This is a genomic window from Sorangium sp. So ce1036 (genome assembly GCF_051369805.1).
Classification (GTDB): Bacteria; Myxococcota_A; Polyangia; order Polyangiales; family Polyangiaceae; genus Sorangium; species Sorangium cellulosum_F.
Genome location: NZ_JBBMOX010000001.1, coordinates 8,422,163 through 8,442,470, shown reverse-complemented (window position 1 = coordinate 8,442,470; position 20,308 = coordinate 8,422,163). Strand labels below are relative to the sequence as shown.

The window sequence follows — 20,308 nt, the reverse complement described above, 5'->3', positions numbered from 1 at the left end:
GCCGGATGCCGCTCCCCCGCGCAGAAGACCGCGGCGCGCGCCGCGAGCCGCCCGCGTCCCCCTCGGCCGGCGCCCCGGCGCGCGCTCCCCGCCCTCGCGCGGCGCGGCGGGCGGCGCGGCGCCGGCGCCGGCTGCTCGGCCTTGCCCTCCTCGCCTCGCCGGCGCTCGTCTTCCTCGTCGCCGACGTGGCGCGGCGCGGGCGGCACCTGCTCACGTTCGACCGGCTGCACGCGGCGGGCTACGCCGCGACCGTCGCCGCGTCGATGGCGTTCTGGGCCGTCCTGCTCCACGCCGCCTCGGGGCGCCGCGGCGTGATGCGCCGCGTGGCGGGCGGCCTGTTCGCCGCCCTGTTCACGCTGGCGTGCGGCGTCCAGGGGGGCTTTCACGCCTTCTACAACATCTACTGCTCGATCGACTCCCAGATCCACTCGCGGTCGATCCCCTGGTCGCTGGTGGGCACGCTCCCGCTCGGCGACGCGCGCGTGATCGCCCACTTCGCGCTCGCGATCGGCCTCTCCGCCGCGGCGCTCCGGCTGTGCCGCCAGCGCGTGCGCCCGCGGCGGCTCTCGCGGCGCATCACCCAGGCCCTCGTGCCCCTCGCGCTCGTGGGCGTGACCCAGATCCCGGTGAGCTACCGGGTGATCCAGTCGTCGTCGGCGGACATGATCTACTTCCACGGCGTGACCGCGGTGGTGAAGGAGCACCTCGGCATCACGGACGACTCCCCGGATCTGCGGGTGCAGCGCCGCGATCCGGAGCGCGTCCCGCGGCTCACGGCGCGGCCCGCGCGGCCGCGGAACGTGCTGCTCCTCCTGCAGGAGAGCCAGCGCGCGGACGTGACGTGCGTCGAGCACGACCCCGCGTGCGACCTGGCGACGCCGTTCTCCAACGCCGCGGCGCCGGGCCGGATGCCGCTCTTGCAGATGCGGGCCCACGCCTCGACCACGGCCATCTCCATCTCGAACCTCTGGTCGGGCGTGTCGCCGACGGAGCGCCGCGAGGTGCTCCATTCCGCCCCGCTGCTCTGGGATTACGCGCACGCGGCCGGGTGGGACACGGCGTACTGGACGAGCCAGAACCTCATGTTCGGCAACGCGCGGCTCTACGTGCAGGACATCCCGGTCTCGCACCGCGCGGTGGCGACCGAGCTCGATCCGGGCGCGGATCTCGATTACGGCGCGTATGACCGGCTGCTCACGGATCGCGTGATCGAGGAGTGGGACGATCTGGTCGAGCCGTTCTTCGCGGTCGTCCATTACTCGAACGTGCATTTTCCGTACGTGAGCGATCCGCGCCATTCGCCGTTTCAGCCGAGCGAGCTGAACAAGACGCCCGAGAAGAACGAGCACTTCCTGAACTACTACAAGAACGTCGTGTACCTGTCGGACATGGCGGTCGGGCGGCTCATCGAGCACATCCGGGCCGCGCCGGGCGGGGATCGCACGGTCATCGTGTACACGTCGGATCATGGCGAGTCGTTCCGGGAGCACTGGCAGCTCGGCCACACGAGCTCGCTGTGGGACGAGGAGATCCTCGTCCCCACGTGGATCGACGCGCCGGAGGGGACGCTCACCCCGGAGGAGCGGGCGAGCATCGCGGGGGCGAAGGACGATTTCGTCTGGCACCTGGATCTCGCGCCGACGTTCCTCGACCTGATGGGCCTGTGGGACGAGCCTTTGCTCGCGCCGTTCCGCGCCCGGATGATGGGGCACCCGCTGACGCGGCCGGAGCGCACGGTGGGGCCGGTGCCGCTCACGAACTGCACGTGGCTCTGGGGGTGCGCCTTCCGGAACTGGGGGATGATGCAGGGGCCGCTGAAGATCGAGGCGCGGGAGTGGGACGGCGAGTTCCACTGCTTCAATGTGCTGGAGGACCCGCTGGAGCTGACCAACCTGGGCGAGCAGGCCTGCGCGCCGCTGCCGGATCTGGCGCGGGCGCTCTTTCACGAGATGCCCAACGTGACGCCGCCGGGGAGGCCGGAGGTCGACTGGGGGGATTAGCCTGTCCGGGCCCCCCAGCGCCCACCAACGTAGACGTAGACGTCTGAGCGTCCATCACATCTCGCCTAACCACGCGAAATCCCTCGCATTCGCCCAGAGAGCAAAGTCCAATCATTTCGAGGGCTTGAGCGAGATGTGACGGATGATGAGACGTTCACGTCCACGACCACTTCACGACCACGGTGGTGATCGGTGGCGCGCTCCGGCAGGCGCGCGTTTCGCTCAGCGGGCCTCGTCCAGCAGCGCCGCCTGGACGGCCCGGAAGCGGGCGCTCTGCGTCGCGCCCTTCCGCCAGGCGAGGTGGATCGTGTTCCGGGCGCCCCGGCGCCCCTTGCCGGGCCGCGGCCGCACCACCGCGACCTCTCCCGCCGCGACCGCGTCGGCGATGAAGTAATCCGGCAAGACCGCGATCCCGACCCCCGCGGCCGCGAGCGCGAGCATCTCGTCGAGGCTCCTGATGCGGCACGCGATCCTCGGCGGCAGGGGCTCCTTCTTGCCGAACGCGGCCCGCCACCACGCGGCGTGCATCGCCAGATCCTCGTCGAAGACCACGAACCTGTGCGCCGCGAGCTCCCGCGCCGTCTCCGGGCGGCCGTGCGCTTTCAGGTACGCGGGCGACGCGACCGCCGAGAACTCCTCCACGTAGATCGGCCGCGCCTCGAGCGCCGGGTCGCCCGGGGCGCTCACCAGGATGCCGAGATCGTCGTCCCCCGCGAGCAGGCGCCGCGTGAGCACCGAGGGCACGTCGAAGCGCACGTCGACGACGAGCTCCGGGTGCGCGCGCAGGAGCCGCGCGAGCCGGGGCCGCAGCCACATGCGCGAGAACGGGCCCGGCCCGCCGATGCGCACGACGCCCCGCACGGCGTGGTGGTCGTCCGACACGGCCGCGAGCGCGTCGTCGATGCGCGCGAACGCGTCGCGCAGCGCGAGCACGAGGCCCTCGGCCGCCGGCAGGAGCCGCGCGCTCCGCCCGACCCGCTCGAACAGCGGGACGCCGAGCTGCGCCTCCAGCGCCTTGATCTGGTGGCTCACGGCCGACGGCGTGACGCGGCGGCGCCGCGCCGCCTCGGTGAAGGTGGGCCCCGTGCCCGCCTCGAGCAGCGTGCGGAGCAGCTCGTAATTGATGAGCATCGCTCATCTATAGCGTGAGATCGTCTCGCTGGTCTGCACGGTCGGGGCGGCGCATGCTCCCCTCCGTCGCCGCGGCCCCGAGCGCCTCGGGGCGTCGAGCGCAGAGGAGCGAGCCCCCATGAACACGAGGATTCTCATGATCGTCACGAGCCACGAACGCCTCGGCGAGACAGGGCAGCAGACCGGGTTCTGGCTCGAGGAGCTCGCGGCCCCGTACCGCGCCTTCGTCGAGGCGGGGGCCGACGTCGACATCGCCTCTCCGGAGGGCGGCAGGCCGCCCGCAGATCCGAAGAGCGCGTCGGACCCGTCGGAGGCGGTGCAGTGGTTCCTCGCGGACGAGCGGGCGCAGGCGAGGCTCGCGTCGACGCTCCGCCTCGACGCCGTGTCCGCCGATCACGACGCGTATTTCGTCGTCGGCGGCCACGGCGTGATGTGGGATCTCGCGAGCGACGCCGCGGCGGCGCGGCTGCTCGGCGGGGCGTTCGACCGGGGCAAGGTGGTCGCCGCGGTGTGCCACGGCCCGGGCGCGCTCGTGGGCGTCCGGCTGGCGAGCGGCGAGCCGCTCGTGAAGGGGCGGCGCGTGAGCGCGTTCTCCGACGAGGAGGAGCAGGCCGTCGGCCTCGCCGGGGTCGTCCCGTTCGCGCTGGAGTCGCGGCTGCGTGCGCTGGGCGGGCGCTACGAGCGCGGCCCGATGTGGAAGCCGTTCGCCGTCCGGGATGGCCGGCTCGTCACCGGGCAGAACCCGGCGTCGTCGGCCCTGGTCGCGCAGGAGACGCTCGCGGCGCTGGCCGAGCAGAAGGGGGCCGCTCCCGGCCGGGTGATCGCCTGAGGCGGCGCGCCGCCGGGAGGTGGTGGGACACGCCGGGGGCCCACCGCCCGGTGGGACTGGCCATGAGCGCTCCGGACGACCGGCGCGCCCCGGGTTGCATCGAGCTTCGAGTCGGGGTGCTCTTCGGCGATGAGCACGACGACGGGTGATCCCCCCGGCGCCCCGGGCGGCCGCGCGGCGATGCGGCTGACCGCGCGCGCCATCGAGCTGCCGGCGCTCGCGAGCGCCCACTCCCACGCGTTCCAGCGCGGGATGCGCGGCGAGGCGCAGCGGCCCGGGCCGAAGGGGGCGGCCGGGGCGAGGGCGGCGGCCGGGGCGAAGGGGGCGGACGACTTCTGGTCGTGGCGAAGCGCGATGTACGCGCTCGCCGACGCGCTCACGCCGGAGTCCATTCACGCGATCTCGAAGGTGGCCTATCGCGAGCTCCGCGCCGCGGGCGTCCGCACCGTGGGCGAGTTCCACTACGTGCACCACCAGCCGGGCGGCGCGCCCTACGCGGATCGCACGATCCTCGCGGACGCGGTGATCGAGGCCGCGCGCGAGGAGGGCCTCCGGATCGCGCTGCTCCGGGTCGTCTACGCGCGCGCCGGCGCGGGCCGGCCGCCCGAGGGGGCGCAGCGGCGCTTCTCGGACGGCTCGCTCGACGCGGCGCTCGCCGACGTCGACGCGCTGCGGGCGCGCTACGCGGGCTGCGACGAGGTGCGCGTCGGGGTCGCGCCGCACAGCGTGCGCGCGGTGCCGCCGGCGTGGCTCGGCGAGGTCTCGCGGTACGCCGCGGCGCACGGGCTCATGCTGCACATGCACGTGGCGGAGCAGCCCGCCGAGATCGAGGCGTGCCTCGCGGAGACGGGGCGGCGCCCGGTGGAGCTCCTGGCCGACCACGGCGTCCTGAGCGAGCGCTTCGTGGCGGTGCACGCGACGCACCTCGCGCCGCACGAGCCGGCGCTGCTCGGCGCGGCGGGGGCGTTCGCGTGCCTGTGCCCCACCACCGAGCGCGACCTCGGCGACGGGCTGCCCGACGTGGGCGCGCTGCTCGGGGCGGGCGTGCGGCTGTGCGTGGGGGTCGACAGCCACGTGCTCACCGATCCGTTCGAGGACCTCCGGGGCGTCGAGCTCGGCGAGCGGCTGCGGACGGGGCGGCGCGTGACGCTGCGGGGCGAGGGCGGGAGGACGCCGGCGGAGGCGCTCTGGGAGATCGGCTCGCTGCGGGGGGCCGAGGCGTGCGGGTTCGCGGACGCGGGGGGCAGCGTCTCGATAGGCCGTGACGCGCCGGCGCTCGCGCTGGTGCGGGAGGAGCGGCTCCTGGATGCGGTGGTGTTCAGCGGGAGCCCGGCGATCGTGGCGGGGTGAGCCGTGCTCTTCACGAGCACGGACGAAGGCTGGTTGCCTCGCGCTCGCTCGTCCGAGCCCGGACCCCGCTCGCAGGCGCACGTGGAGTCCAGTAGACTGCGCGCTCGATGAAGCTCACCCGGCTCACCCTCCGCGGGTTCACGATCTCTGCGTGGCGCTCGGGCTGAAGCCGCTCCGGTCTCGCGGACCCGCGGAGCTCCTCGACCCCATCGAGCAGGAGCTCGGTGGGAAGGTCTTCATGAGGGATGGGCGCTTCTATCTCGACTATCCGGCGGACGACATGGAGGTGACGATGATCGCCTACCTGCTCATCAATGGCTCGCTCTCCGACGATGGTTACTTGCTCTGGGACGAGCCCGAGGCGAACCTCAACCCGAAGCGCGCTCGTCTCACCAGCGACACCGCCGCCGGGCTCGCGCACGCGGGCGCGCAGGTCTTCATCGCCACGCACGACTATGCGCTCACCTCGGAGCTGTCGTTGAAGGTCGACACGGGCGCCCTGCGCCCCGGGGATGCCGCTTTCTTCGCGCTCCGCCGCGACGGGCATGACGTCCTCGTCGAGCGCGGCCAGCGGCTCGCCGAGCTCCAGCACAACGCGATCCTCGATGCCATTGCGTCGCTGCACGAGCGGGAGCAACAGGCCCTCTTCGCGCCGGGTGAGCCCCCGCGGTGAAGGCCATCGACGTGGAGAGGATCCGGTTCGAGCTCGGCGAGAGCTGGACCTTGGCGGAGAAGTGGGACGACAGCCGCGCCTTCCTGAGCGGAGTCGGCAAGCTCCAGGGCGAGTGGACCGACGAGACCACGGGGGCTCTGGTTCGTGTGGGGTCGAAAGCAGTGGATATCGTCGGGGTGCGCGACGACCGGATCGATCTCATCGAGGTGAAGGACTATCGGGGGTATCCCATCGAGACGAAGAGGCGGCAGGTCCACGAGCTGCCTGTCGCCATCGCGTGCAAAGTACGCGATACCATCGCCGGCCTGGTCGGCGCCGGCAAGCTGGGCACCGAGCCCTGGGTGGAGAGCTGCGCTCGGCTGCTCATCGAACGGAAGCCGCGCGTGCACGTGATCGCGTGGATCGCCGATCCAGACCTGCGCGCGGCCGAGCCCATCAAGAAGAGGGAAGTCTGGCAAAAGGAGCGGAGCGACCGGCTCAAGCAGCGTCTCTCATGGCTGACGCCGTACGTCACCGTGGCCAGCCCGTTCGACGGACGCGTCGGAGATGTGGCGGCGAAGAACCTCCCCGGCGCAGGGCAGCGCTGAGGCGCGAGCGCTCTGCGGGAAGGGCGCGTGGGAGATCGCTCACGAGGGTGTGGCGGACGGCCCGAGCGCGTCGCGGTAGATCTCGTCGAGGGAGACGGTGGATCCGGGGGGCGGCCCCGCGCGGCCCCGTGACGGCTGCCCGACGTGATCTCGTCCGGGCCTCGGGCAGACGGGGAGCTGGCCTGGAGCTTACGTCCTGGGTGCGCAAGGGTGACCCCCGCTCTCGGGAGAGCGACGCGGGGGCGCGACGCGGGGGCGGCGGGGGTCGCGGGATGGGGGTACCGGCGCGATCGAGCGGGACCGCGGACGGAAGGGCGGATCCCCCTGGTCGGCAGGTGTCGCCCCCGGCCCGGGGGGCGGGGGCCCCGCGGAAAATGAGGCGTGGGAGGTGGGGGGTGAGCGCGGCGAGGTGGGGGATGAGTCGGGCGAGGCGGGGGATGAGAGGGCGGAGACGGGGACGGCGTGGCGCGTGGCGGGGCGCGAGCGCGGCGAGCCGGGGGGGGCAGCGCCCGAGGCGGGGAAGCGAGCGGCGGAGGTGGGGGCGATCCCGGCAAAGCGTCGGGGAGAACGGAAGGGGCTGGGCGAGGGGAAGGGCGGGCATGGTAGTAAGAGCACCTAACAATAGCCCGATGACCTCGCCCGAACGCCCGTTCGCATGAGACGAGCGGCGCACGCATTCGATTGCACGTATGGGAAAGCTGTTGGTGCCGGACGAACTCTGGAGACGAATCGAACCTCTGTTGCCGAAGACCGAGCCAAAGCCGCAGGGCGGCCGGCCGCGCACGCCTGATCGGATCACCCTGACGGGGATCTTGTTCGTGCGCAAGACGGGGATTCCTTGGGAATATCTCCCGCAAGAGCTCGGCTGCAGCGGCATGACGTGCTGGCGCAGGTTGCGCGACTGGCAACAGGCTGGCGTTTGGAGTCGGCTCCACAAGGCCTTGCTTGATGAGCTCGGCAGAGCCGACAAGATCAATTGGGAGCGTCCAGCGCTGGATGCCTCGCTGGTTCCGGCAAAAAGGGGGTGAAGAGACTGGCCCGAACCCCACGGATCGCGGCCGGCCGGGCGCGAAGGACCACCTCCTGGCCAATCAGAATGGTATCCCGCTCGCCGTCGAGACGATGCCGGCAACGTCCATGACATCCAGGATGTCCACGCCGATGGTGGATCCGGTGCCGCCGATCGCGCGTCCTTGCGGCCGATCGCGGCGCCGCCCGAACAAGCTGCACGCCGATCAGGCCTACGACGACCCGGCCCTGCGCTTGGCTGATGCCGAGGCTCCCGGCGTGGGGGGCCTCCAGAAGGGGCGATGCGGCGGCCGCCGCGCGACGTGCTACACCGCAGGCTCACCCGGCCCTCCGGGGCGATCGCCCCCCGAGCATCGATATGACTCAGCCCCAGCCCAACAATCCTCTTCACGGCATCACGCTCCAGATGATCCTCGAGCACCTGGTCGCGCAGCACGGCTGGGAGCAGCTCGGGCGCATGATCGACATTCGCTGCTTCAAGTACGATCCCAGCATCAAATCGAGCCTGCAATTCCTGCGACGGACCCCGTGGGCCCGGCAGCAGGTGGAGGCGCTCTACCTTCGGGACAAGGCCAAGCCCGGCCCTTGACCGGCCCGCTCGATCGCACGCCGAGCACCGGGATCCGGGAGCGGCTCGGTGTCGTGATCACCGCGAGCCGCGGTTGCTCGGCGGATGGAGCGGGGCTTTCCTGAGGCCAAGGTCGTGGGTTCGAACCGTGGCGGGGGCGCCTGGGCAGACGGCCCGCGTCAGTTGCGTCGGGTGCGTCACACCTGCCGACTCGCGCGAGCACCTGGATGCGACTGCGCGGGAGTACCCTCCGCGTCGTAGCGGGATCATCGGCGGGTCGCGCTGGGGTCTCGACAGCGGCAGGCTCATCCATCGCCGATGACCCGGCGCGGCGCTGCGCGGGCCCCCCACGCCGAGGGTCGAAAGGCGCAGGTTCGCCGCGAGCCGCTGCGGGGGAGGGGGAAAAACGAAAAACCGACGCGGTGCTGCTTGCATGTCGCGTGGTAGCGGAGTACCCTGCCCCTCCCTCACGACGTCACTGGCTCTCGACACGATGCTTTCTCTCTCCCTACTTTACGAGGGAGATTGTTGCTCGCGCGGATGACTGGACGACGCACCGTGTGCTTGCGCAGGTTTCGCTGCGCGGCACGTCACCGTTCGACCCGCAGCGGCTTCATCGAATGGCAGGCGAAGAGCGCTCAGGAGCGCATCTGTAGGCCGTGAAAGCAATGTATCATGGGTAATCGTCTTTACGTTGGCAATCTTTCCTACAGCACCACGCGCGAGTCCCTCGAGACCGCGTTCGCCGGCAGTGGTGAGGTCCGGGAGGTCGCGATGCCGACCGACCGCGAGACCGGCCAGCCGCGCGGGTTCGCCTTCGTCACGATGGGCTCGGCCCAGGCGGCGAACAGCGCGATCTCGCAGCTCAACGGCATGATGCTCGATGGGCGCTCGCTCAAGGTGAACGAGGCGCAGGAGCGCCCGGCCGGCGGCGGCGGTCGCGGCTTCGGCGGCGGTCGCGGCTTCGGCGGCGGTCGCGGCTTCGGCGGTGGCGGCCGCGATCGCTACTGATCGCCCCGCTCGTTCGGTCGACCCCGCTCGTTCGGTCGACATAGGGCGGCGGACCCCCGAAGGTCCGCCGCTTCTCTTTGGGGGCTCATCGATAGAGCTCGCGGGTGAGCCAGTCGCCGGATTCAGGCAGATTGCCGGGCGCGTCGCGGAGGGTGACCTCGCAGGCTCGCGGGTCCAAAATCCATGGATCTTTCCGGCGAGGATCCACGCTTGTTGTCGAGTCCCTCGGTGGACCGTGAGCGGATGCGCTTCGTGCATAGAACCGGTCCGGGTGGAGCTCCCGATGACCGCGGAGCGCTCGCGTCAACCAACACGCCCGTTCGGGGGCGTCCTGGGATGGAGTCATCATGCAACGACAGACCGCGTTGAAGCGACAGAAAGAGCGCGCTCGTATCGAGAAGCAGCGCGAGAAGACGGCGAACCGCCTCGAGCGCCGCAATGACAAGGGGGCGAGCGGCGCCCATGTGCCGGGGGAAGATCCGGATATCGCGGGGATCGTCCCGGGACCTCAGCCGCAGGTGGTCGATTGAGGCCCGCGATCGAGGGGAGCGCGCCGGCCGAGGGCGACGTCACCTCGGAGGTCTCGGCGGCGCGGCGGGCGCTCATCGAGCAAAGCGCCGAATCGCTCGGACGCACGTGGGCTGACGGGTGTCGACAGGAGCTGCTGCGGGAGGGGCGTCGCGCGGCCGGGGGCTGGCCGGGGACTTTGCGTGAGGCACGAGCGCGCGTGGATGGCGCCCTCCACGTCGAGATGCATTGCCGCAAGCTGCCCGCGATCACCGAGGTCGAGCGCGAGCTCGCCGTCCGGACGACATACGCGAGCGCCCGCAGCGCGTGGCGAAAGGGCGTCGACGCGACGACGCGCTGACCCGTTGTTCCCGCGCCCTCCCCAAAGTGGAGCTCGCCCCGAGCCCGATCCCTGCTCGTGATGGGGGGAGCCGCACCAGCTCGCCTCGCTGGCGACGCTGAATGCGGAGTTGCCGGCGAAATCGGGCGAGGCCAGCGCGGTGCGCCCGTCCTCCTCGGTCAGGCGCACGAAGCCGGCGGTGCTCTCCTCGGCTCCGCCCCGCCACTGCGGGTAATGTGACGACCGGGGCCCGCGCGTCGTCCGCGATCGGTCGCGCCGTTGCGCCGTCCTCCTCGCACGGAGTTACGAGGTTCCACCGACCTCCCAGCTTGGCGATTTCTTTCGTGTTCGCCCTCTCCCTTGGGCTGGGGCATCAGGCTCCGCGCGCGCCGCGCCGGCGTCCATCGACGGAGATCCGGTAGCCCCGCTCCCCGCGGAGCCCGGCTCCACGCTCCTCGCGCCGGCCTCGTTCCATAGGACCGTGGCGGGCGGCGCCTCCGCGCCGCGCGCGGACGCCTGCGCGCGTGGCGAGCGCGAGGTGCTGTGACCGAGCCAGCGGTGGCGAGGAGCCCTGCGCGCGGCCCGGGCTCCCGCTGGGAGCCGCGGAATGCCGGGCGCGCGATCCCACGGGAGAGCGTCCACGCGCTCGCGGAGCTGTGATGTTCACGATGGCTCGCGCCCGGCGATCGCATTACATTCGCGCGATGGACGTACGCCGGGACCTCGGGGCATTCCTCGCGGCGAGGCCAGGAAGGCCAGACGCTACTTGAAAGTCAAGCCTCTTGTGGTGGCATGCAATTGTATCGCCTTGTTGTACGCGCGGGTCGGCGTGACGCCCAGTCTGCGATCCACCTGGTTCCATCAGAGGTGGGACGTCGGTGAGCAGCGGCGTTTCGCCTCCGGCACCGGCGTCCCGTACCGTTTCCTGTACCCGACCGAGCTTATATACGACACGAGGAGAAATTTGTGAGACTTATGAGACGCGTGATTGCAGCTGTGTTGATGGTCATCGGGGCTGGCGCCTGCGGCGACGGCGACGGAGGCGGCGCGGGCGGAGAGGTCGACGGCGACGGGGTCCGGGGCGGCGCCCTTTACGACAACTGGTGGGCGGTGATCGGCGCCGAGGCGCCTGGCACCGATCACCCGCTGTGGGCGAGCCGGCCGGACACTGCGAGCAACACGCGCTCCGGCGCGGACACGTGGCGGTGCAAGGAGTGTCACGGCTGGGACTACGAGGGCAAGGACGGCGCGTACGGCAGCGGCGGTCATCGCACCGGAATCGCCGGTGTGCTCGGCACGCGGAAGACGCAGGCCGAGATCGTCGACTTGCTCGCGGATGCAGGCGGGCACGCCTTCGGGGCGGTGCTCGGCGAGCAGGAGCTCAGAGATCTGGCGGTGTTCGTCAGCGAGTGGACGATCGACACGAGCAAGTACATCGGTCCGGACGGCAAGTTCATCCGTGACGCCGAGGCGGGTGAGCAGACGTTCCAGTCGACTTGCGTGAGCTGCCACGGACCGCAGGGGCTCAACACCACGGTCGTCGGCGGCGAGCCGGGGTTCGAGGACTTCCCGGGTCTGATCGCGAACGACAACCCGCACGAGTTCCTGCACAAAGTCCGCTTCGGTCAGCCCGGGACGGCGATGCCGCCGCTGGCCGAAAGCCCGGAGGTGCTGGGCGACCTCGGCGCGTACGCCCAGACGCTGCCCCTGCAGCCGGAGGCGAACTAGCACACCTGCGGGAAATGTGCTCGATCTCCCGGCCGCCGATCTGCCCGCCGCGCCGCCCGAGCGCGCGCATGGGACGACGACAATGCGGTGTCACGGGAGAGGAGCGCTCGACCGGTGGACGGGAGGGCCCGGGACCGCTCGATCCCCCGCCTCGAACGCGAGGAAGGCCGCTCGAGCCCCGGGGACTCGAGCGGCCTCGGTCGCGCGGACGCTCGCCGAGCGCCGCTTCGTCACCACCCCAGCGCTTCGATCATCTTCTCACCATAACGCGTGCCCATGAGGACAACGGACGCATGATCGAAGTGGTACTGATCCATGACCTTGGTCCCCTGCTGACTGACCCAGTATCCATCAGGCAGCATGTCGGCCGCCTGGTGCACGAGGCTGTTATGCCCGCTGCAACATCCGCCTGCAGGCAGCTCCCCGAGGATGAAGGGAACGTCGTAGTCGACACCCCAGGCCGCTTTCACCTCGTTATAGAGCTGAACGACCTTGCCAGGCCATGAGCTCTGGCCATTGTCGGACTCGCCCTGGTGAAAGATAATGCCCGCGAAGCGCGCGTTCTCGGCCGTCTTCGCCTTGGCGATCTTGTTCAAGATCATCTGGTGATGTGAGCCACCAGAGATGAACGTGTTGATCGACTCGCCGCTCTCAGCAGTAGCGACCAACCCGATCGTGTCCCCCTCGGGCAGCTTTTCGAGCAGGGTCTTGCCGAACCATATGCCGGGGTCGACCGCCGTCGACAGGTTCCATCCCTTTTCACCAGGGCAATCGCTGAGCGGCGGATTGGCCAGGTTCCACTGTCCGGCCGGCTGGTTGCATCCGCCGAGGACCTTGAGCCGCTCGTCAGTGTTCTGGTCACTGGCCTGTTTGTCTGCGACGCCAGCCATGTTCGACTGGCCCATGAGCATGAAGATGTGGAACGTCGGACTCGAGCTCGGTGCGCCGCCGGTGCCTGCCGCGCCGCCACCCGATCCGGTCACGCCCGTCGAGGCGCCTCCGGTCCCCGCGTTGGTGCTCCCCGTCGAGGCGCCTCCGGTCCCCGCGTTGGTGCTCCCCGTCGAGGCGCCTCCGGTCCCCGCGTTGGTGCTCCCCGTCGAGGCGCCTCCGGTCCCCGCGTTGGTGCTCCCCGTCGAGGCGCCTCCGGTCCCCGCGTTGGTGCTCCCCGTCGAGGGGCCTCCGGTCCCCGGACCGGCCCCTCCGGTGTTGCCGACATCACCGGTCGAGCCGGGCGAAGAGGACTCGCCACATCCGGACGCGGCAATGATGGCGAGAAATGGGAAGAGGAGGAATCTGGCGGTGCCTCGGAGTGTGCGGTTCATCTGGGTCATGGTCATTGCCTCATCGCGCCGAGGCGCGATCAGAACGGAAGGGCGGAATTGGTGGGCCGGCGGCGCGATGCCGGCAGGGCGAACCTCGCCCGCAAAGAGCTCAGCGCCGAGGCATAATCTATCGCAACTCGGGAGCCTGGCATCCAGGATTCGGCCTGGGGCGACGCGGGGAGAAGGCCGTCATCGATGGATTCTTCCATCGTCGACGGCGGCACGTCCTTCCGTGCGCCGCGAGCGCCGACCGGTCCTTTCGAGGCGAAGCGGTTTCACGGTCCGGGACCGCGGATACTTGAAACGGGCGCGCCGCGCGGGCAACGCAGGGGACTCAACACGAGGCAAACGCGCTGCGTCGCGAAATCGGCGAGCCGCTCGGTGTGCCTGGCTGCTCGTATCACCCAGCGCGCTTGCAGGATCTCGAAGCCGTGGATCGCGCTGGAGCGAGCCGCACACGACGCTCGCGAGCGACGCGGCCGAGGCCGCCGCGGCCGCTCAGCCGAGGGCGCCCGCCACGAGCTGCGCCGCCCGCAGGACGAGCGCCGCCGCCGCCCCGACGCCCCACGCGCGCGCGAGCCACCACTGCACCTCGGCGCCGTTGATCCACGGCGGCACCCACGCAGGCGGCGCCGCCAGATCCGCCGCGGTGAGGACCCGCTCGCGCTCCGGCGCCGCGCGGTAGCCGCGCTCGCCGCCGCGGATGCGCTCCTCCGCCCGCACCTGCACCAGCAGCCGCGCGCCGCGGCCGTCCGCGAGCAGCGCCGCGGCCGCGCGCCGCGCCGCCGGCGCCATCGGAAGCTCGACCGATCCGCCGCGCGCCGTCAGCCGGAGCGCGCCCTCGCCCGCGCGCTCGACGCGGGCCTTGACCCAGCCCTCGTCCCGCGCGCCGCAGAGCAGCGCGCCGAGCGGCGCGAGCGCGGGGCGCGGGCCCGGCCGGGGCGCGCGCCGCCCGGGGAACAGGCGCGCGGCGAGCACCCAGAGGCCGAGCGGGAGCACCGACAGCAGCGGGTGCAGCTCGAGCGCGCTGGCCACGCCCGCCACCCCGTCGAGCACCGGGAAGCCGAACACGCCCGCGGCGGCGATCGCGCCGACGGCGATCGTCGCCCCGAACCCCCCGACCACGCCCACGGCGACGTTGCCGATCGCGATGACGCCGACGGCGACGTTGCCGATCGCGATGAAGCCGCGCGCGACGTTGCCGACCGCGATGAAGCCCGTGACGACGTTGCCGAACACGAGGAACCCGTTCGCGAGGTTGCCGGCGTCGAACCAGCGCGCGCGGGGCGCGCCCGAGGGGCGGTCGGCCCGGAGCGGGGCGCTCATTCCGTGACCTCGAACGAGGTGCGGCCGACGAGCTGGCCGTCCTCCGTCTCGACGTCCACGGTCCAGTGGCCGGTCAGGCGGCGCGGCATGCGCCCGCCCGCGAGCTGCGACTTGAGCCGCACCGCGCCCTCCGGCCCCGGGACGCGCAGCGTCTCCTCGGGCGCGCGGTAGACCTCGCGCCCCTCGTGCCGCCAGACATGGTGCAGGCGGTCGCCGTCGCCGCCGGGCACCACCACGTCCGTCACCGCGAGGAGCTGCCGGATGACCGAGGCGTGGAGCGACGTGACCGACATCGCGAGCCGGCCGTCCGGGAGCACGGTGGGGCCCACGGCCGCGGTCGACAGGTGCATCGGCACCGGCGGGATGAGCTCCCGCGTCCCGTAGGCGAGCCCGACCCCCGCGGCGGACGCGAGGACGAGGAACACCGCGCCCACCCTGCTCCAGAGGGCGCCGAACGGCAGGTGCAGCGTGCAGAAGCCGAGCACGGACACGAGCGCGGCCGAGAGCAGCGTGTAGAGCGTCCGGGTGTCGGGGAAGAGCGCCGGGATGACGAGGTTCAGGCACGCGAAGAGCGTCACCCCGTAAAACACCGAGGCGAGCGTCTTCCAGCGCATGAGCACGCGGTCGAAGACGAGATCGAGCGTCGAGAGCACGGCGCAGGCGCCGAGGAGGAGGACGAACCAGCGGTTCGGCGCGTCGAGGCTGGCGCTCTTCCAGTAGAACGGGAGCAGGAAGAAGAGCATGCCCTGATAGAGGTTCTTCAGGACATAGGTCATCACGAGGAAGCGGAGCCGCGCGCCGCGCCACGCCGTCGCGAAATCCTGGCGGGCGCCGGTGCCGAAGAGCCGGAAGAACAGGAGCACGAGCAGCCACGCGACGCTGACCGAGACGGCGAGGAAGCGGGCGTTCTGGAACCCCTTCTGCGCGAACGCCACCACGAAGGCGCCGAGGCCGAGCGCATAGGCGGTGTGCAGCCACCAGAGCTTCCTGTGGTGTCGCTTGAGGAAGGCGCGGACCGAGGAGCGGAGGTCCGCGGGCGGGCCCTCCTCGGCCCCGGCGCCCGCAGCGGGATCGCTCGAGGGCGCCCTGGGCTCGGCCTTGACGGTCGGCGCGTCATCCTCTGCGGATCGGGCCTGCCGCTCGGGGACCTTGATCGTGCGGTCCTCGGGCTCCGCGCCAGGGGCGGCGGGCCTGGGCGGCATGCGCAGGGTGACGTCATCGAGGGAGCCGCTGCGGTCCTCGGGGGGAGCGGCCCCGCCCGGGCCGGGCGAGCGGGGCGGCGCGTGGCCCGGCGGGCTGCCGGGCTCGGCGCTCGGGATGTACAGGATCGTCGGCGCGTCCCCGAGGGCCTCGCGGACGCGCGTCTGCTGGAGCAGCGTCGGGGCGTCCGAGGACGGCGGCGAGCGGCGCGACGGCACGCTCGGGGACGGCGGCGAGGGCGCGCTCGGGGACGGCGGCGAGGGGCGCGAGGGTACGCTCGGGGACGGCGGGGAGGGGCGCGAGGGCGCGCTCGGGGATGGCGGCGAGGGCGGCGAGGGCGCGTTCGCATGGGCCTCCGGGGCAGAGGCGTCAGGGGAGCGCGGCGCGTGCTGTTTCATGCCGGGGCGCAGCGTACCCGACGTGCGGCCCGCCTTCGAGCGCGGGACGAAGGCCGCCTTCGAGCGCGGGACGAAGGCCGCCTTCGAGCGCGGGACGAAGGCCGCCCGCGCCGGGCCGCGCTCGCCGCGCCCGCAGCGCCGGCGCGGCGAGCGCCTGGACCGGGGCGCGCGTGGGAGCGCCCCGGGGCAGGCCTACTCCGCGGAGACGAACGCCACGCTGCCGGCGAGATCGGGGACGCAGAGGATGCCGCGCTCCGGATCGAAGCCGATGTCCGCGGCCGCGGCGAACCCGTGATCCGCCTTCAGGTCGTAGGCGACCGTCCAGGAGCCGTCGGCGGAGACCCGGTAGATCTTGCCCGAGCTCCACTCCGAGACCAGGTAGTCGTCTCCGTCCTTCTCGACGCCGTCGAACTTGCCGGCGATCTCGCCGAGCGGCGTGACGGTCTTGCCGGCGAGATCGATGGAGAGGACTCTCCCGAGCACGTCAGCGGCCTCGAAGTTGCCGGAGCTCACGGCGATGAGCGCCCCGCCGTCGACGAGGAGCCCGTTCGGGTTGGTGCCCTCGTCGAAGCTCAGGAAGACCTCGGTGTTATCCGGATCGCTCGTGTCGAACCGGTAGATGACCTGCGCGAGCGAGTCGGACGCGTAGCCCTGACCCGTGGCCTCGTCGATGACGACATCGTTGACGAACTGGCTGCCATCGAAGAAGTACTCGACCAGGTCCATGTTCTCATCGAGGGTGATGCCGATGACCCGGTCCTCGTCCGTCACATAGAGGACCCCTTCGAACACCCGGATCCCCCTTGGATTGAGGAATACCGGGGGAGTCCATTCCATCTCGAGCACGGTGCCGTCCGCGTCGAGCCGGCTGATCCAGCCCTCCGCATCTCCGGCCCCCATGCTCGTCACGTACCAGTACCGGTCGATCGGATCCCAGTAGCAGCTCTCCGGGGCGTCGAACCCGTCCACCTTCCTGAACGTGTAAGCCGCCGCTCCGCCCCCGGAGCCCCCGGCGCCGCCTTCGCCCCCCGCGCCGCCGGTGCCAGGCGTCTCGCCGCCCTCACCCCCCGCGCCGCCGGTGCCAGGCGCCTCGCCGCCCTCGCCCCCCGCGCCGCCGGTGCCGGGCGCCTCGCCACCCTCGCCGCCGGCGCCGCCGGTGCCGGGCGCCTCGCCGCCCTCGCCCCCCGCGCCGCCGGTGCCGGGCGTCTCGCCGCCCTCGCCCCCCTCACCACCGGCGCCGCCGGTGCCGGGCGTCTCGCCGCCCTCGCCCCCCTCACCACCGGCGCCGCCGGTGCCGCCGGTGCCGCCGGTGCCGGGCGTCTCGCCGCCCTCACCACCGGCGCCGCCCACGCCCGTGGACGTGGTCGTCGAGGTGTCCTCGGAGTCGTCGCCACCACACGCCCCGAGCAGCGAAGTGAGGCAGATGGAGGCCAGCGCAACGTAGCGTCGTTTCAAGCTCATGATCTCTTCGTTCTCCCCTCAGGTGAGAACGTAGTTACGGAAATTTCTCTCCCAGCGTCAACCGCAAGCACACCTGGAACGTGGACCGCCTCCGGCCCTCGCCCCGGCGGCCGTCTCGCCGCCGCGCGCGTCAGCGGCGCGTGTGGAGGAGCGCCTCTCCGGAACGCGCGATCTCGCCTCGAGCGATCTCGTCGTCCGCGTCGATGCCCAGCGCGTCCTCGAACTCCGCGTGCGCCTCGCGGTGCCGGCCGCGCACCTGGAGCAGCGCGCCGCGCAGCGAGCGGCCGCGCGCCAGAAACCGCCGCTCCGCGCGGTCGCGCTCCGCGTCCGGCCACGCCCGCAGGCCCGCGGGCAGGGCGCGATGCTCGAGCAGCCGCTCGAGGCTCTCCGCCGCCTGGCGGTAGGCCAGGCCCCCGCTCCCCTGCATGTACTCCACCCGCGGGCGATCCTCCGTGTTGAGGGGAGCCCCCGCGGCGAGCGCGCGCACCTCGGCCGGGCCGAGGAGATGGCTCGCCACCACGTCCGCGGCGTCGCGCAGGCCCGTGCCCCTCGCGCCGCCCAGCCTGCGCAGCCCCTCGCGCAGCCGCTCGTGATCCAGCGCGGGCGGCGCGTCCGCGCCCACGAGCGCGAGATAATGCCCCTTCTCCCACGCCTCGACGTGAGAGAACACCCCAAGGAACGTGGCCATCACCGACCGGACCGCGTCGAACGACATCTGATCGAGCGGGAGCCACTCGATCACCAGACCGCCGGGCCCGAGCCGCGCCCGGCTCGCCTCGAGGAGCTCCCGGCTGTACAGCGCCGACGCCCCGGGGCGATAGGGCACGAAGAGCCCCAGCACGATCACGTCGAAGCGCCGCTCCGTGCGCTGCAGGAAGCTCCGCCCGTCGTCCAGCACGACCTCGACGCGCGGGTCCTCCAGCAGATCGCCGTTGTGGTCCGCGAACGCCCCGGCCGCGCGGAGGACCGCCGGCGAGATCTCGACCACCGTGATCGCCTCGACGCGGCCGTCCAGGAGCTGCGGCCGGGCGTGGATGCCCGTGGCCAGCCCGATCTCCACGATGCGCGCGGGCCGGGGGTGCAAGAGGAGGGGCAAGGCGCCCTGGCGGAGCATCGACCGGACCATCGCCGGGTGCGTCGAGCCCCACCGATGGCGGCGATCGGTGACGAGCGTCCGGATGCCCCCCTGCTCCATGACCTCCACGATGCCGCCCGCGTCCTCGGCGTGAAATACGCACCGCTCCCCGGCGCGGCGGGCCGGGAAGAACCACGCCGTGCTGGCGGCCGGCAGGAGCAGGAAGAGCTCCGCGAGCAGCGCGCCGTACGCGACGCGCCGGAACAGGCGCGGCGGGGCGGGGCGCTCGCCCGGCGCCTCCAGGCCGAGCGCGAGCAGGGCGCCGCCGAGCGCCACGGCCGAGAGGAGCACCGTGGTCCTGCCGAAGCCGAGGCGCGGGACGAGGACGAGCCCGGTCGCCACGCAGCCGAGGACCGCCCCCAGGGTGTTGGCCGACAGCACGCCCCCCACGGCCTGCCCCGGGCCGGCGCCAGCGCGGCCCGCGCGCGCCCGGCCCGCGAGGTCGAGGCAGAGCGGCAGGCTCGCCCCGAGGAGCAGCGTCGGCAGCAGCATGGGCAGCGCGGCGAACGCGACCTGCGAGGCCAGGGCAGCGCCCCCCGATGCCGGCGGCCCGCCCGGCGCGGCCTCGCCCAGCCAGCGTGTCGCCGCGAAGCTGAAGAGCGCCGACAGCGCGACCCCCGCCTGGCAGGCGCCGAGCCCGAGCGCCGCCCGCCCGCGCGCGCTGACGCGCGCCCCGGCGAAGCCGCCGAGCGCGATCCCGGTGAGGAACGCGGCGAGCGTGCAGGTGAAGGCGAAGGTGGTGTCGCGCGTCACGGCGGCGAGCACGTGGGTCCAGACGATCTCGAGGCTCAGGGCGACGAAGCCCGACAGGCCCGCGACCATCCACGTCGCGCGGAGCGGCGCCGGCGCGCCGCCCTCGGGACGAACGGCCTCCTCGGGCGGGGTGCCCGGCGCGCGTCCGCGGGGCGGGCGCCCGCCCTGGGCCTCGCGGGCCGCCCCGGCGCGCGGCGCCATCGCGAGGGCGAGGAGCGCGACGAGCGCGCTGAGGGCCGCGGCCGCCTGGCCCGTGCGGGACACGCCGAGCGCCGGGAGGAGGAAGAGCCCCGTCGCGGCCACGCCGAGCACGGCGCCGGCCGTGTTGGCCGCGTAGAGCCGGCCGGCGCCCTCGCCGAGCGGGGCGCGGCGCGAGAGGCACGCCTGCGCGGCGATCGGCAGCGTGGCGCCCATCAGCGTGGTCGGCACGAGCAGCACGGCGAGCGCGCCCAGGAAGCGGACCACGAAGCCGAGCCCAGGGCGCTCGAGCAACGGCTCGTAGAGCCACCCGTAGAGCGCGCCCACCGCGGACAGGCCGAGCGGCACGAGCAGCGCCGAGGCGCCGATCGCCGCCTCCAGCGCGGCGTAGACGCGGAGCGGCGCGCGGAGGCGCGGCGCGACGCGCCCGCCCGCGAGCCCGCCGAGCGACAGCCCTGCCATGTAGGCCACGAGCACCGCGGTCGTCGCGTGCAGGGCCACGCCGAACACCCCGCCGAGCCACCGCGTCCAGACGAGCTCGTACGCGAGCGACGACGCCCCCGAGAGGAACAGCAGCCCGAGCATGCGCGGATTCACCACCGCGCCTCCACCGTGATCCGGATTCATCGATGATCTCACTCCCGGGCCGCCGGGCGAGCGCCCCAGAGGGGCTCTCGGGCTCGTCCGGCGCGCGCTCGCGCGGGGCGCCCCAGGGGCGAGGAGCCCCGCCGTGCCGCGAGGCCTCCCCCTCCGGGCTCGCCC

The 20,308-nt window shown here is 72.6% G+C and carries 17 protein-coding genes and 1 pseudogene; 12 read left to right on the top strand and 6 right to left on the bottom strand.

Features of this window, described 5'->3' with window-relative positions:
- Positions 1-5 precede the first annotated feature (5 nt).
- Positions 6-2,000, top strand: coding sequence for a sulfatase-like hydrolase/transferase (locus WMF31_RS31780; protein ID WP_436605538.1), 1,995 nt, complete (start codon positions 6-8; stop codon positions 1,998-2,000).
- Positions 2,001-2,222: 222 nt separating this feature from the next.
- Here WMF31_RS31780 and WMF31_RS31775 read toward each other — a convergent pair whose 3' ends face one another.
- Positions 2,223-3,131 carry a LysR family transcriptional regulator gene (locus tag WMF31_RS31775; protein ID WP_436605537.1) on the bottom strand — a complete coding sequence of 303 codons (909 nt, stop codon included), beginning with the start codon at positions 3,129-3,131 and terminating at the stop codon, positions 2,223-2,225.
- Positions 3,132-3,249: 118 nt separating this feature from the next.
- On the opposite strand from WMF31_RS31775, the gene WMF31_RS31770 reads away from it, so the two are divergent.
- The 10 genes and pseudogenes from WMF31_RS31770 to WMF31_RS31725 all read left to right on the top strand — a co-directional run bounded on the left by WMF31_RS31770 (position 3,250) and on the right by WMF31_RS31725 (position 11,753).
- Entirely contained in the window at positions 3,250-3,960 is a 711-nt protein-coding gene (locus WMF31_RS31770) for a type 1 glutamine amidotransferase domain-containing protein (protein ID WP_436605536.1), read from the top strand.
- 129 nt (positions 3,961-4,089) lie between these two features.
- The gene (locus WMF31_RS31765; protein ID WP_436605535.1) at positions 4,090-5,310 is read left to right on the top strand and encodes a formimidoylglutamate deiminase; all 1,221 of its coding nucleotides are present in this window, start codon (positions 4,090-4,092) and stop codon (positions 5,308-5,310) included.
- A gap of 151 nt (positions 5,311-5,461) precedes the next feature.
- Positions 5,462-5,983, top strand: a complete 522-nt coding sequence (locus tag WMF31_RS31760) for a hypothetical protein (protein ID WP_436605534.1) — start codon at positions 5,462-5,464, stop codon at positions 5,981-5,983.
- Complete coding sequence (locus WMF31_RS31755; RefSeq protein ID WP_436605533.1) at positions 5,980-6,570, top strand: hypothetical protein; 591 nt, start codon at positions 5,980-5,982, stop codon at positions 6,568-6,570. The genes WMF31_RS31760 and WMF31_RS31755 overlap by 4 nt, the downstream gene beginning before the upstream one ends.
- A 689-nt stretch (positions 6,571-7,259) precedes the next feature.
- A pseudogene (locus tag WMF31_RS31750) lies at positions 7,260-7,818 on the top strand (IS5 family transposase); the annotation flags it as partial.
- A 139-nt stretch (positions 7,819-7,957) separates the two neighbouring features.
- Complete coding sequence (locus WMF31_RS31745) at positions 7,958-8,188, top strand: VF530 family DNA-binding protein (protein ID WP_436605532.1); 231 nt, start codon at positions 7,958-7,960, stop codon at positions 8,186-8,188.
- 654 nt (positions 8,189-8,842) lie between these two features.
- The gene (locus tag WMF31_RS31740; protein WP_436605531.1) at positions 8,843-9,178 is read left to right on the top strand and encodes an RNA recognition motif domain-containing protein; all 336 of its coding nucleotides are present in this window, start codon (positions 8,843-8,845) and stop codon (positions 9,176-9,178) included.
- 347 nt (positions 9,179-9,525) lie between these two features.
- Positions 9,526-9,708 (top strand): hypothetical protein, encoded by a 183-nt coding sequence (locus WMF31_RS31735; protein ID WP_436605530.1) that lies wholly within the window; start codon positions 9,526-9,528, stop codon positions 9,706-9,708.
- Between the two features lie 197 nt (positions 9,709-9,905).
- Positions 9,906-10,046: a hypothetical protein gene (locus WMF31_RS31730; protein WP_436605529.1), complete on the top strand. Its 141-nt coding sequence runs from the start codon at positions 9,906-9,908 to the stop codon at positions 10,044-10,046.
- 963 nt (positions 10,047-11,009) lie between these two features.
- Entirely contained in the window at positions 11,010-11,753 is a 744-nt protein-coding gene (locus WMF31_RS31725) for a c-type cytochrome (protein ID WP_436605528.1), read from the top strand.
- 230 nt (positions 11,754-11,983) lie between these two features.
- Here WMF31_RS31725 and WMF31_RS31720 read toward each other — a convergent pair whose 3' ends face one another.
- The 3 genes from WMF31_RS31720 to WMF31_RS31710 form a co-directional block, all read right to left on the bottom strand.
- Positions 11,984-12,736, bottom strand: a complete 753-nt coding sequence (locus tag WMF31_RS31720; protein ID WP_242515888.1) for a sialate O-acetylesterase — start codon at positions 12,734-12,736, stop codon at positions 11,984-11,986.
- An 837-nt stretch (positions 12,737-13,573) separates the two neighbouring features.
- Positions 13,574-14,401 carry a hypothetical protein gene (locus WMF31_RS31715; RefSeq protein ID WP_436605527.1) on the bottom strand — a complete coding sequence of 276 codons (828 nt, stop codon included), beginning with the start codon at positions 14,399-14,401 and terminating at the stop codon, positions 13,574-13,576.
- On the bottom strand, positions 14,398-15,603 hold the full coding sequence (locus WMF31_RS31710) for a DUF5924 family protein (RefSeq protein WP_436605526.1): 1,206 nt from the start codon (positions 15,601-15,603) through the stop codon (positions 14,398-14,400). Before WMF31_RS31710 ends, WMF31_RS31715 begins: the two co-directional genes overlap by 4 nt.
- A gap of 7 nt (positions 15,604-15,610) precedes the next feature.
- Between WMF31_RS31710 and WMF31_RS31705 the strand changes: the two genes are divergently transcribed.
- Positions 15,611-16,294, top strand: a complete 684-nt coding sequence (locus tag WMF31_RS31705) for a hypothetical protein (protein ID WP_436605525.1) — start codon at positions 15,611-15,613, stop codon at positions 16,292-16,294.
- Here WMF31_RS31705 and WMF31_RS31700 read toward each other — a convergent pair.
- On the bottom strand, positions 16,192-17,460 hold the full coding sequence (locus tag WMF31_RS31700) for a hypothetical protein (protein ID WP_436605524.1): 1,269 nt from the start codon (positions 17,458-17,460) through the stop codon (positions 16,192-16,194). The two genes, WMF31_RS31705 and WMF31_RS31700, sit on opposite strands and share 103 nt — an antisense overlap.
- A 130-nt stretch (positions 17,461-17,590) precedes the next feature.
- A complete protein-coding gene (locus WMF31_RS31695) occupies positions 17,591-20,173 on the bottom strand; it encodes a fused MFS/spermidine synthase (RefSeq protein WP_436605523.1) in 2,583 nt (860 codons plus the stop codon).
- Between the last annotated feature and the right edge of the window lie 135 nt (positions 20,174-20,308).